General features: G+C 67.6%; 12 protein-coding genes and 1 pseudogene. 7 read left to right on the top strand and 6 right to left on the bottom strand.

The window, feature by feature from the left end; genetic code table 11:
• Nucleotides 1-266: 266 nt before the first annotated feature.
• The 4 genes from ACV4UX_RS13625 to ACV4UX_RS13610 all read right to left on the bottom strand — a co-directional run bounded on the left by ACV4UX_RS13625 (nt 267) and on the right by ACV4UX_RS13610 (nt 4,220).
• Complete coding sequence (locus tag ACV4UX_RS13625; RefSeq protein WP_491593825.1) at nt 267-1,190, bottom strand: divergent polysaccharide deacetylase family protein; 924 nt, start codon at nt 1,188-1,190, stop codon at nt 267-269.
• A 1-nt stretch (nt 1,191) separates the two neighbouring features.
• Nucleotides 1,192-2,490 carry a S41 family peptidase gene (locus tag ACV4UX_RS13620; protein ID WP_491593824.1) on the bottom strand — a complete coding sequence of 433 codons (1,299 nt, stop codon included), beginning with the start codon at nt 2,488-2,490 and terminating at the stop codon, nt 1,192-1,194.
• Nucleotides 2,491-2,562: 72 nt separating this feature from the next.
• Nucleotides 2,563-3,606, bottom strand: coding sequence for a murein hydrolase activator EnvC family protein (locus ACV4UX_RS13615; RefSeq protein WP_491593823.1), 1,044 nt, complete (start codon nt 3,604-3,606; stop codon nt 2,563-2,565).
• Entirely contained in the window at nt 3,573-4,220 is a 648-nt protein-coding gene (locus tag ACV4UX_RS13610; protein WP_491593822.1) for an endonuclease III domain-containing protein, read from the bottom strand. The genes ACV4UX_RS13615 and ACV4UX_RS13610 overlap by 34 nt, the downstream gene beginning before the upstream one ends.
• 107 nt (nt 4,221-4,327) lie before the next feature.
• Between ACV4UX_RS13610 and ACV4UX_RS13605 the strand changes: the two genes are divergently transcribed.
• The 5 genes from ACV4UX_RS13605 to ACV4UX_RS13585 all read left to right on the top strand — a co-directional run bounded on the left by ACV4UX_RS13605 (nt 4,328) and on the right by ACV4UX_RS13585 (nt 7,708).
• The gene (locus ACV4UX_RS13605) at nt 4,328-4,603 is read left to right on the top strand and encodes a hypothetical protein (RefSeq protein ID WP_491593821.1); all 276 of its coding nucleotides are present in this window, start codon (nt 4,328-4,330) and stop codon (nt 4,601-4,603) included.
• Complete coding sequence (gene cutA / locus ACV4UX_RS13600) at nt 4,594-4,941, top strand: divalent-cation tolerance protein CutA (RefSeq protein WP_491593820.1); 348 nt, start codon at nt 4,594-4,596, stop codon at nt 4,939-4,941. Before ACV4UX_RS13605 ends, cutA begins: the two co-directional genes overlap by 10 nt.
• Nucleotides 4,941-5,876 carry a carbohydrate kinase family protein gene (locus ACV4UX_RS13595; RefSeq protein WP_491593819.1) on the top strand — a complete coding sequence of 312 codons (936 nt, stop codon included), beginning with the start codon at nt 4,941-4,943 and terminating at the stop codon, nt 5,874-5,876. The genes cutA and ACV4UX_RS13595 overlap by 1 nt, the downstream gene beginning before the upstream one ends.
• Nucleotides 5,877-5,942: 66 nt before the next feature.
• Nucleotides 5,943-7,067: a phosphotransferase family protein gene (locus ACV4UX_RS13590; RefSeq protein ID WP_491593818.1), complete on the top strand. Its 1,125-nt coding sequence runs from the start codon at nt 5,943-5,945 to the stop codon at nt 7,065-7,067.
• Entirely contained in the window at nt 7,064-7,708 is a 645-nt protein-coding gene (locus ACV4UX_RS13585) for an adenylyl-sulfate kinase (protein ID WP_491593817.1), read from the top strand. The genes ACV4UX_RS13590 and ACV4UX_RS13585 overlap by 4 nt, the downstream gene beginning before the upstream one ends.
• 6 nt (nt 7,709-7,714) lie before the next feature.
• On the opposite strand, the gene mads4 is transcribed toward ACV4UX_RS13585, so the two are convergent.
• Entirely contained in the window at nt 7,715-8,335 is a 621-nt protein-coding gene (gene mads4 / locus ACV4UX_RS13580) for a methylation-associated defense system protein MAD4 (protein WP_491593816.1), read from the bottom strand.
• The gene (gene mads3, locus ACV4UX_RS13575) at nt 8,336-9,634 is read right to left on the bottom strand and encodes a methylation-associated defense system AAA family ATPase MAD3 (protein ID WP_491593815.1); all 1,299 of its coding nucleotides are present in this window, start codon (nt 9,632-9,634) and stop codon (nt 8,336-8,338) included.
• A 294-nt stretch (nt 9,635-9,928) separates the two neighbouring features.
• Here mads3 and ACV4UX_RS13570 point away from each other — a divergent pair, with 294 nt between their 5' ends.
• Both ACV4UX_RS13570 and ACV4UX_RS13565 read left to right on the top strand, forming a co-directional pair.
• A complete protein-coding gene (locus ACV4UX_RS13570; protein WP_491593814.1) occupies nt 9,929-11,266 on the top strand; it encodes a histidine kinase dimerization/phospho-acceptor domain-containing protein in 1,338 nt (445 codons plus the stop codon).
• An 18-nt stretch (nt 11,267-11,284) separates the two neighbouring features.
• Nucleotides 11,285-11,545: pseudogene (locus ACV4UX_RS13565) on the top strand (hypothetical protein); the annotation flags it as partial.

Below are 11,545 nucleotides of genomic sequence, written 5' to 3'. Positions count from 1 at the left end.
GGGGGGAGCCACCCCCCTTCCCCCCGCCGGAGGCACCTCCGCCGACCGCCCCTCCTGCCACGGGCGCACCGGGCAACCGCGCGAAGCAACTGCGTGTCCGGGATGGGCGACCGCCTCCAACGCTCCAGCAGTTCGCGGACGCGCCCTGTGGCGGACTGTACGCCTAGTGTTGCGTGATCAGAATTCGACCCTACGGATTGTCAAGACAATCAGCCAATACCATCGATAATCATTCTGAAAAACAGTTGTTTCTCAAAATCGCGACACTAGTTGGCCTTGAGGAGGCTTCCCAGCGTGACGAGCTTCACGCTCTTGTCGCGCCGGATGCTCCAGGTGGAAAGGGCGGCAATGGTTTCCGGATAGGGGTGACCGATGGCGATGGCGCGGCCCTTGGCTTTGGCTTCCTTCTCGGCCTGGGCCAGCTGGAGCAGCGCGGCCTGCTGCCCGCGTTCGGCATCGAGGAAGACGTTGCGGGCCAGGAAGGGGACGTTCAGGCGTGCAGCCTGGGCCTGTGCGGCGCTCTTGGGGGTTGTAAGGGAATCGAGGAAGAAGAGTTTCCTGTCCTTGAGAGCGGTCATGACGGCGGCCATGAGCACGGTGTCTTCGGTGGCCCTGGAGCCGGTGTGGTTGCTGACGCCGGCGGCATGGGGGAGTTGCGCGAGGTGCGCGGCCAGGGTGGCGGCCACCTCAGGGACGCTCATGGAGGGCTTGAGCGTTCCGTGCACTTCGCGGGGCTGGGAGGCGGCTTCCATGGGCTGGTGGAGGATGACCTCCATGCCGACCTTAGCGGCCAGTTCGTCGGTTTCGGTGGTGGCGGGCAGGTTGGGGAGGATGGAGAAGGTGAGGGGCAGGGCCAGGTCCAGGAGGTCGCGCGCGGGTTCGAGGCTCTGCCCCAGGTCGTCGATGACGATGACGAGGCGGGGTTGCCCGGGCGTTGCCGGAGCGGAGGGCGTTTGTTCGGGCTGCTGCGCTGCGGCGGCCTTTTCGGTCTGCGCCGGTTTGGCGGGGGCGGGCTTGGAGGCCTCCTGCTTCGCCGGGAGCATGTAGAAGGCGTAGACAAAGAAGAGGATGATCAGCGAGGCGGCCACGCCCGCGATGAAAACAAGCGCGGCCGGGGTGCTGACCCGGCCGCGCTTGGGGTTCGCTGCGCGCCGCCGGTTCGTCTGGTTGCCGGGGCGTCTGGGGGGCACGTCAGTTTCCGGCCGAGGCCACCGGGGCGTACTTGAGGAGTTCCAGGGCCAGCTTGAGCTGGTTGTCGCGCTCCATGAGCTCCTTGATCTTGAGCTTGGGGTCGCCGCTTTCGGCGGACTTCTTCTTGCGCGAGAGGTTGTCCAGGTGCCTGGAGAGGTCGCGCTCGCGGACCTGATGGCCCTGTGCGAAGAGATCCTTCTCCTTGTCGGGTTCCTGGAGGGGAACCTTGAAGTCGGGCTCGATGCCCTCGGCCTGGATGGAGCGGCCGCTGGGCGTGTAGTAGAGGGCGGTGGTGAGCTTGACGCCGGAGCCGTCGGAGAGGGGGATGACGGTCTGGACGGAGCCCTTCCCGAAGGTCTTGTCGCCCACGAGCAGGGCGCGGCGGTTGTCCTGGAGCGCGCCGGCCACGATCTCGGAGGCCGAGGCGGAGCCCGCGTTGATGAGCACGGTGACGGGCACGGAGGGTTCGGCGCCGTCCTTCTTGGATTCGAAGTCCTTGCGCTGTTCGTCGCGGCGTCCCTTGATGGTGACGATGCGCCCCTTGGTGAGGAAGAAGTCTGAGACGCTCACGGCCTGATCGAGGAGCCCGCCGGGATTGTTGCGCAGGTCGAGGATGAGGCCCAGGAGGGAGCGCTCCTTGGTGGCGTTCTTGACGGCTTCCTTGAGCTCGTTGGTGGTGTTCTCGTTGAAGCGGGTGATGCGCACGAGAAGATAGCCGGGCTCGATCTCTGTGGTCTTCACGGAGACGATGGGGATGGCCTCGCGCACGATGCGCAGTTTTTCTGGCTTGTTGGAGCCCTTGTGCACCACGGTGAGGCTCACGGGCTTGCCCTTGGGGCCGCGGATGCGCTGCACGGCGTCCATGAGGGTCATGTCCTGGGTGGTCTGTCCTTCGATCTCCACGATCACGTCGCCAGCGCGCAGCCCGGCCTTGTCGGCGGGGGTGTCGTCGATGGGGGAGATGACGGTGATGCGGCCGTTCTCCACGCTGATCTCGATGCCGATGCCCGAGAACTCGCCGGAGGTGGAGACCTGCATTTCCTTGAAGTCTTCCTTGGTGAGGAAGGTGGAGTGCGGGTCCAGCTGCTGGAGCATGCCCACTATGGCCCCGTCGATGAGGTCTTTTCGGGTCACGTCCTTGACGTAGTTGGTTTCCACCAGGTCGAGCACCTGGCTGAAGCGCTTGAGGGGGCCGAAGCGGTCCTCCTGCTGTTGCTGCTGCTGCGCCAGGGCGAGGCCCGCACAGCAGAGAATCGCGGCCAGGAGAAAGGCGGTAAGGGCCTTGTTCAGTCGGGACATGGACGAGCCTCCCGCAGCCGCCCGGTAGGGGGTGGCCGCCAGCGTGGAAAAGCGCGGGGTCCGGTCAGCGGTTCAGCTGGCCGGAAACCATCGGCTGGGGTTAATGGGTTTCAACCCAAAACGCAATTCAAAAGACATGCCGGGGCCTCCCGAGGGGGCCTCGCCAGCCTGCCCCAGGACATCCCCCTGGGCCACGTCCTGCCCCGGCTTCACGTCCAGGGAGGACAAGCCCGTGTAGACGCTGCGGGTGTCGCGCCCGTGCTCGACCACGGCGACGCGCCCCAGGCCCTTGATCTCGCCCGCGAAGGCCACGCGCCCGGGGTGCACGGCGCGCACCTTCTCGCCCGCCGGGGTGGACACGCCCACGCCCGCGCGGGGCGGGTTGGCCTCGGGAGCGAAGGTGGAGCTGACGCGCCCCTGCGCGGGCGAACTGACCAGGCCGTCCGGCGTGAAGGGGTTCTCGCGCGCGCCTTGGGGGTCGAATTCGGCGAGGCTGGCCTGTTCGATCACGCGTTCAAGCTGTTCGCGCGGGGCGAGCTTCTCGTGGCGCGGGGCGGCGAGTTCGCGCAGCAGGTTCAGGCGTTCGGCCAGCAGCGAGTCCTTGGTCTTCTCGGACTGGGCGGCCAGGGCCTGGGTCTCGGGGGCCAGGCGGGTGATGCGCGTGAGGGTGGCGGCCAGCTCCACGTTGCGGTCCTTGAACTCGGCCATGTCGCGCCGGGCCTGGGCGTAGACCGCGCCCATCCAGGAGAGGCCCCGGTCGGCCTCGTCCCAGGGGGCCACGGTGGCGTCCAGGATGCCCTTGAGGCGCACGTCCATCTGCCACAGCCCGGGGAGCATCCCGGTGATGCGCCGCCCCAGGGCCTCGATCACCTCCTCCATGGCCTTGCGTTCGCGGTCCAGGCGGCGGGCCTCCTCGTCCAGGGCGGCCAGGCGGGCCTTCTGGCTGGCCAGGCGCTGCTGGAGAAAGGAGATGTTGCCCCAGGTCTTCTCCACCTCGGCGGACTGGGCGCGCTCGGCGGGAGTGGGTTCCGGGGTCTGGGGCGGGCGGGCCATGGAGGGGGCCGCCAGCGCCAGGGCCAGGATCAGAGCAGAAAGGAAAGGGGACAGACGTCGCACCGGGGGGACCGTGCCTTGCAGTAGAGGTTGCCCACGCGCACCAGCTGGGCGTGGAAGTCGTTGAAGAGGGCCGTGTCGGGGTCGAGCACGTCCATGAAATAGTCGCGCAGCTCGTGGTAGTCGATGTCCTCGGGGACCAGCCCGTGGCGCGAGAGGATGCGCCGGGTGTAGGCGTCCACCACGAAGCTCGGCATGCCCAGGGCGTAGCACAGGATGCAGTCGGCCGTCTCAGGCCCGACGCCCTTGACTTCCAGGAGCTCCCCGCGCACGGCGTCCAGGGGACGCGCGGCCAGGGCGTCGAAGTCGAAGCCGCAGGCTGTATCGAGGTATTCCAGGAGGTTGGCGAGCCTGCGCGTCTTCACCCGAAAATGGCCCGCCGGACGGATGAGCGCCTCCACGCGGGCCGGGTCCAGGTCGCGCAGGACGCGGGGGGCGAGGGCCCCGGCGGCGTCCAGGTTCTCGATGGCCTTTTCCACGCCCTTCCAGGAGGTGTTCTGGGTGAGCACGGCCCCCACGCACACCTCGAAGGGCGTGCGCGCGGGCCACCAGGCCCGGTGGCCGTGGGCGGCGAGCATGGCGTCGTAGCAGGCGAGGAGGGTCTCCCGGCGGGGCATGCCCTCTTCTAGCCAGGGCGCGCCCGGCGGGCAAGGCCCCCGCGTTGCAAAATCGGCCGCCTTGTGTATGAACGGACCAAGACACCCCTTTTCAAGGAGACCCAGCTATGACACGTACCGTCCCGGCCGCACTGGCCCTCGTGCTGATTCTGGCCCTCCCCGCCCTGGCCCAGGACCCCGGCAAGACCGTCCTGGAGGCCTGCGGCAAGTGCCACAGCGTCAAGAAGGTGTGCGCGGCGCTTGGCGGCAAGGACAAGGGCGCCTGGCAGTCCACCGTGGAGCGCATGGCCTCCAAGGGCGCGCAGGTGGCCCAGGCCCAGCGGCCCGCCCTGGCCGAGTGGCTGGCCGCCCAGCCCGCGGGGGCCAAGCCCGTGTGCGAGTAGCCGTGGAGTTCGTGGCCCTTTACGTCACCGCGGGGAACCGCGACGAGGCCCTGCGCATCGCGCGCGCCCTGGTGGAGGAGCGCCTGGCGGCCTGCGCCAACGTGCTGGACGGCGTGCGCTCCCTCTACTGGTGGGAGGGCAAGGTGCAAGACGAGCCCGAGGCCCTCTTCGTGGCCAAGACGCGGGCGGATCTGGCCCAGCGCGCGGCGGAGCGGGTCCGGGAGCTGCACTCCTACGAGGTCCCCTGCGTCGTGGCCCTGCCGGTGGCGGCCGGCAACCCCGCTTTCCTGGACTGGATCGCCGCCGAGACCGGTCCGCAACCTCTCAAGGAGCCTTGATGCGCATCCTCGTCTTCGGGTCGCTGGCCTACGACCGGATCATGTCCTTCCCCGGCCGCTTCTCCGACCACATCCTGCCCGACAAACTGCACGTGCTCTCGGTGTGCTTCGTGCTGGAGGGCCTGCAGGAGAAGTTCGGCGGCACGGCCGGCAACATCGCCTACTCCCTGAGCCTTCTGGGCGACAGCCCCACCATCGTCTCCTCGGTGGGCAAGGACTTCGAGCCCTACGCCTCCTGGCTGGCCAAGCACGGCCTGACCATGCAGGGCATCAGGCGCGTGCCCGACGACTTCACCGCCGGGGCCTACATCACCACCGACCAGGCCGACAACCAGATCACCGCCTTCAACCCCGGGGCCATGCGCACCCCCGCGGGCTTCGCTCCCGACGGGCTCGACCCCGCCCGGACCCTGGGCATCGTGGCCCCCGGCTGCCTCTCGGACATGAAGCACTACAGCGCCAGGTTCAAGGAACTGGGCATCCCCTTCTTCTTCGACCCCGGCCAGAACATCACGGCCTTCTCGGGCGAGGAGCTCCAGGAGATGCTCACCGGCGCGGACTACCTCATCACCAACGACTACGAGCTGGAGCTGATCCTCAAGGCCACCGGGCTCAGCAAGGAGATGCTCCTGCACCGGGTGGGCACGCTCATCACCACCCTGGGCGAGCAGGGCTGCCTGATCAATGAGAAGGGCCAGGAGACGGCGGTCCCGGCCGCGCGGGCGGCCAAGGTGGCCGACCCCACCGGCGCGGGCGACTCCTTCCGCGCGGGCCTGCTGCGCGGCCTGGCCCAGGGCAGGCCCCTGCCCGTGGCCGCCCGCATGGGCGCGGTGTGCGCCGCCTACTGCGTGGAACAGCACGGCACCCAGGAGCACGCCTTCACCCAGGACGCGTTCTGGGCGCGCTACGAAGAGAACTTCGGCAAGCCCGAATAAGCCCGCGCGGGCCGCGCGGCGTCTCTCGCGCGGCCCGCGCCCCCCGGCGCGACACGGAGGCCACCCATGCGGACCGGCACCGAGGAAAAGACCCCCCTGCGCATGAGTTCGGCGGGCATCCAGGCCTACCTGCGCCAGTTGTTCGGCGAGGACTCCCGCATCACCTGGCTGGGCGAGATCGGCCAGCCAGGCGCGCAGGGCATGAAGGATTTCGGCTACGGCAAGCCCCTGCGCATCGAGTTCACCGCCGCCGGAAAGCGGCGCTCCGCCGTGCTCTCGGTGATGCGCGGCGACAAGTACGGCCACCAGTACTACTGGGACCGCGCCGCCATCCTCATGTTCCAGCACGAGACCGCCGCGCGCCTGCCGCGCCACGTCCGGTCCCTGGGCCTGGGCTACTTCGACGCCCAGGACCGCATGCACGCCGTCTCCCAGCCCAAGGAGTTCTTCCTCCTCACCGAGTTCGTGGAGGGCCGCGACTACTACCTGGACCTGGAGCGCGTGGGCAGCGAGGGCGCGCGCGAGGCCGACCTGGAGATGGCCCGGAGCTTCGCCGCCTGGCTGGCCGAGATCCACGCCGAAAAGGCCTCCGACGCCGACCTCTACCTGCGCCGCGTGCGCGACCTCCTCGGGGCTTCGGAGTGCATCATGGGCCTGGTGGACGCCTACCCGCACCCCTGGCCCCTCTTCCCGCCCGAGCGTTTCCAGGCCCTGGAGCGCCGCGTGGTGGACTGGCGCTGGAAGCTCAGGCGCTACGCCCACCGCCTGAGCGTGGTGCACGGCGACTTCCATCCCTGGAACGTGCTGGTGCGCGGCGCGGGCGGCGCGCCGGACTTCGCCGTGCTGGACCGCAGCCGGGGCGAATTCGGGGAGCCCGCCGACGACGTGGCCACCATGAGCCTCAATTTCGTGCTCTTCGGCCTCAGCAGCCAGACCGGCGCGCCGCGCCTGGAGGGGGACTTCGAGCGCCTGCACACGGCCTTCTGGGAGACCTACCTGGAGCGCACCGGCGACGAGGAGATCCTGGAGGTCATCGCGCCCTTCTACGTGTTCCGTGGCCTGGTGATCGCCTCGCCCCAGTGGTACCCCCGACACCCCGAACCCGTGCGCGCGGGGCTTTTGCGCTTCATGGAGCGCGTCCTGGAAGACGAACGCTTCGACTGGCGAGGCATAAACAAGTATCTGTCATGACGAGAAACTCGATCACTGCACGCGAGGACGAGCCCCGGCGCGAGGCCCGGGAGCCGCAGGGGCCTCTTCCGGCCCAGGCCGGCGCGGCCCTCTGGTTCACGGGGCTGCCGGGCTCGGGCAAGTCCACCCTGGCCCTGGCCGTGCGCGAGGCCCTGGCGGAGCGCGGCGTGGAGACGGAACTTCTCCAGATGGATGTCCGGCGAAAGGTCTACACCCCCCGGCTCGCCTATACCGATGAGGAGCGCGAGCGGGCCTACGCCCTCTTCGTTGAGGAAGCCGTGAACCTTGCCGCCCGGGGCCGACTGGTGCTCCTGGACGCCAGCGGCCCGAAACTGGCCATGCGCCGCGCGGCGCGCGAGCGCATCGGGCGCTTCGCCGAGGTGCACCTGCGCTGCCGCCCGGCCACGGCCATGGCCCGCGAGGCCGCGCGGCCCGAGGGGCGCGTGATGGCCGGGCTCTACGCCAAGGCCATGGCGCGCAAGGTGACGGGCAGGGACTTCCCCGGCCTGGGCCAGGTGATCGGCGTGGACGTGCCCTTCGAGGAGGACCCGCAGGCCGAACTGGTGCTGGAGGCCGACCGTGCGGACCTGCAGGCCCTGCGCGACAAGGTGCTGGAGCGCTTCGAGGGGTGGTGGGGGTGACGGGAATCAGCAGGGAGGAAACCACTGTCGCAAGGTGGCGAGCAGTTTGGCGAATGCCCTGTCCCCGCAGACGCTGAAATCGACCTGAGCGGCCAGTCGCCCGAAGAGCGACGCGGAGCGGGCTTTGCGTCTTTCCCTCAGCACGTGATCCAGGGCCTCTTTCGGGCGCACGGGTTTGCCCCGCCTGTCGAACGCGAAGCCGCGCTCCGCGAGATGAGTGTGCAGCGACTCGGGAGCATCCCATCCCAATGCCTGGGCGACGATGGGCGATCCGCTCCAGACCCAGCTTTCCAGTTCCGGTTCCAGGACAATGGCTGCCGCCCGGCCGGGCCAGCCGTTCCTGGCGAGGAATTTCTCCACCTCGCTCTCGACATCCTTCGCGGCGTCCTGTTCCCGTCCCGCTCCCTCATGGTCGAAGACGACGAGCGCGTAGCTGTAATGCGTGATGTATCCACGCAGAAAGTCCTGGGCATGATTTCGACAGCCCGGATCGTGATGCGGGTGGACGAAGATGTCCGGCTTGATTGAGCGGATTCCAATCTCGGCGTGCCTGCGCAGCAGGGACTCGAGAGTCAAATGGATGTCCTTGTCGGCCGCAAGGACGAGCAGGTCTTTGGATGGGGACATCTATCCCAGCACCCCGGCGGCGAACAGCGTGCCGAGATCCTCGCGTCCCTGCCAGTTGCGCAGCATGGGATGTTCGGTTCCGAGGACGATGTCCGTGGCTCCGTCCGGCGTTTTAGCAAAACACAGGACCTGCCTCGGGTCCGTCAGGCTCAGGACCACCGGGGAGTGCGTGGCCACCAGGACCTGCGCGTCGTAGACCGAGGAGAGCGACTGGGTGATGGTTTCCATGGCTTTGGGGTGGATGCCGTTTTCGGGTTCCTCGATCAGATACAGGCCCTGGAAGTCCGGCAGATAGGCAGGAATCGTCAGGGCCAGAAGCCGCAGGGTCCCGTCCGACACCATCCACGAGGGGACTTCCACTCCGCTGTTGTATTTGATGGTGATGTAGCGGTGGTAGTCTTCCTCCCGAAGGACCGTATTGACCGCATCAATGTCCGGGAGCGCCGTCTGGATGTGCGCGATCCAGTCCGCATATTGATCCGGATGCTTGAGCTTGAGATTTTCGAGCACCCACGGGAGATTCGATCCGTCCGGCTTGAACTGCTGCACCTGCCCAGGAGGCGATGGTTTGCGGATGGCGAGACTGTTGAGGATGAACTTCTGGACGCCGCCTTCGAGATAGGTGAAAAACCACGAGGTGGCCGGAAAACGATTCTCTTCGTCGTAGAGGACCCTGCGAATGGACGAGCGGTTCTGTCCAGACCTGGAATACGATCTGAATTGGGCTTCCAGCGGGCTCCTTTCCGGGTAGTATTGATCGACCTCGGCATTGAGCCGAACAAAAATCACCTTGGTGTCTTTCTCGTCGCTCCGTCCAACAGCAGGTGAATGGGGCATGTCGTCAGGAAAGGATTCGCGCAATGTTCCATCGCCGGGAGCCACATTTTTCAGCATAGCCCGCTCCGCGAGGATCACTGCTTCCTTGGCGTCATTCAGGCCAACGGCCAGTTCATAGCGAATCGTGTCGTAGGGACAAGCAGAGCCGGTGTTCGGGGACTCCCCCGCATCCGAGGGCGCAACGCCCGCCAAGTTGTTTCTGATGCTTGCGGGAAGTGCAAGCTCCAGGGCGACTTCAAATCGTCCACCGGTCTTGTTCCAGAACAAATCATGCACGTTCGGTGATATCTCGGTGATCGCCTTGTCGAGGCCGTCCGTGATTGTGTTCCGGACAAATACGATTGCATCGAGAAACGTCGTCTTCCCGCTGGCGTTAGGCCCCACTAGGATTTGATACTGCCCAATATCCTGGCGGATGTACTTCAGGCACCGGAAGTGCAGAGCTTCGACAGAGGTGATCATTGCTTTTTTGTGCTTTCAGTGTGCGGAGCGGACAGCCTCGCGGATACGCCCCAGGCATTCCTTACCACAGAGTCCGTAAGCCAGGATTCCTGCGGAATCAAGCCATGCTTCAGTGAGGGCCATCTGTGGAATTTCGGCTGGAGCTGGTGTTGCGCCCTGCTGAGCCGGGCTTTTCACCCGCACTTCTTCCTGGTATGGAGCGCCCTCCGGCGTTACGATCGCGTGACGTTTCCGTGGCGGCCGCCGGGCCGCCCGCGCGAATCCGTAACGCCAAGCCCAGCACGGAGGCCCACCGTGGAAAACCGCTCCTATTTCGCCCGGCTCCTGCTGGCGGCCCTGGCGCTCCTGGCCGGCGCGGCGGTGTTCATCTTCTACCAGACCACCTACAAGGCCGACGCCGACCTCGTGCGCGAGTTCGAGGCCCGCGAGGCCAACACCCTGGACGTGGCCCTCTGGCTCGTGAGCCAGAAGGCCCCCTACTCCGGGTCGGAACAGTTCCGCGCCTATGCGGCGGAGCTGTCCCGCCGCCTGGGCGTGCGCGTCACCTACGTGGCCGGGGGCAGGGTGCTGGCCGAATCCGGGCTCTCGGCCTCGGAGGCCGAGAAGATGGAGGATCACTCCACCCGCCCCGAGATCGTGCAGGCCCTGGCGGAGGGCTTCGGCAAGGCAACGCGCTTCAGCTCCACCCTCCAGACCAGGATGCTCTACATGGCCCGGCGCTGCGAGGGCCTGACCGGGCTGCCCGACGGGGTGCTGCGCATCGCCGCGCCCTATTCGTCGGTGGAGAGCCTGCTCTCCGAGGCGCGCAGCCGCTTCCTGGCCGTGGTGGCCGCCATGGCCCTGTGCGCGGCGGGCCTGGCCCTCTTCGTGGTGCGCAGCACCCAGGGCAAGCTGCGCGAGTTCAGCCAGGTGGTGGACGAACTGGGCCGGGAGGCCGACGCCCCCGACGGCAAGATCCGGGTCTGCCCCGGCTCGGAGTTCAAGCCCCTGGTGGATTCCATCAACACGCTGGCCAAGCGCGCCCGCAGGCAGGGACGCAGCCTCCACGACACCCAGGCCCAGTACGAGGCCGTGCTGGCCAAGATGACCGACGCCGTGGCCGTGCTGGACCAGAACGGCGTGATCCTGGCCCACAACCGGGGCCTGGGCGCGCTGCTGGGGCGCCCCGAAGCCGACCTCACGGGTCGCCACGTGCTGGAGGCGGGCCTGGGCCTGGACGTGCACGAGGCCGCGCGCGAGGAGCTGGCCAAGGCCGCCCCCTCGGCGCGCCGCCTCCTGGCGGACCTGGGCGACGGGCACTTCGCCGACGCCGATCTGGCCCCCTACGCCACGGCCAAGGGCCAACGCCGCCTGATCCTGGTGCTGCACGACGTCTCCTCGATGAAGAACGCCGAGCGCATCCTGCGCGAGTTCGTCATCGACGCCTCGCACCAGCTGCGCACGCCCCTCACCAGCATCCAGGGCTACGCGGCCACGCTCATCGACTCACCGCCGGAAGACCCCGAACAGGGCCGCGCCATGCTCGGCACCATCCTCAAGCGCAGCAAGGACATGGGCGCAGTGGTCACCCAGCTCCTGGACCGCGCCTCGCCCCAGGCCGAAGCGCTCCACGACGCCCCCAAAACCCACTAACCAAACCACGGAGACTCCATGGGTTTCACCCTCTTCCCCAAGGAAGTCAAATTCTTCACGCTCTTCAAGGAGCAGAACCGCAAGCTCATCAAGGTGGCGGGCATCCTCGACGACATCTTCCACGACTTCGAAGACGTGGAAGACCGCTGCACGCGCAACCTCAACCGCATGAACCGCAAGATCGTCATGGAGGGCATCAACCGCGAGGCGACCTCCAACTACGCCAGCAAGGACATGGGCGCAGTGGTCACCCAGCTCCTGGACCGCGCCTCGCCCCAG

The organism is Fundidesulfovibrio sp., assembly GCF_058402725.1.
The sequence above is the reverse complement of the archived record's forward strand: the minus strand, read 5'-3'. Positions and strand labels throughout refer to the sequence as shown.

What these genes read in the sequence shown, in the direction of transcription:
- ACV4UX_RS13620 (WP_491593824.1), bottom strand. Translation starts at nt 2,490, where the DNA reads ATGTCCCGACTGAACAAGGCCCTTACCGCCTTTCTCCTGGCCGCGATT.
- ACV4UX_RS13610 (WP_491593822.1), bottom strand. Translation starts at nt 4,220, where the DNA reads ATGCCCCGCCGGGAGACCCTCCTCGCCTGCTACGACGCCATGCTCGCC.
- ACV4UX_RS13605 (WP_491593821.1), top strand. Translation starts at nt 4,328, where the DNA reads ATGACACGTACCGTCCCGGCCGCACTGGCCCTCGTGCTGATTCTGGCC.
- ACV4UX_RS13595 (WP_491593819.1), top strand. Translation starts at nt 4,941, where the DNA reads ATGCGCATCCTCGTCTTCGGGTCGCTGGCCTACGACCGGATCATGTCC.
- ACV4UX_RS13590 (WP_491593818.1), top strand. Translation starts at nt 5,943, where the DNA reads ATGCGGACCGGCACCGAGGAAAAGACCCCCCTGCGCATGAGTTCGGCG.
- ACV4UX_RS13585 (WP_491593817.1), top strand. Translation starts at nt 7,064, where the DNA reads ATGACGAGAAACTCGATCACTGCACGCGAGGACGAGCCCCGGCGCGAG.
- mads4 (WP_491593816.1), bottom strand. Translation starts at nt 8,335, where the DNA reads ATGTCCCCATCCAAAGACCTGCTCGTCCTTGCGGCCGACAAGGACATC.
- mads3 (WP_491593815.1), bottom strand. Translation starts at nt 9,634, where the DNA reads ATGATCACCTCTGTCGAAGCTCTGCACTTCCGGTGCCTGAAGTACATC.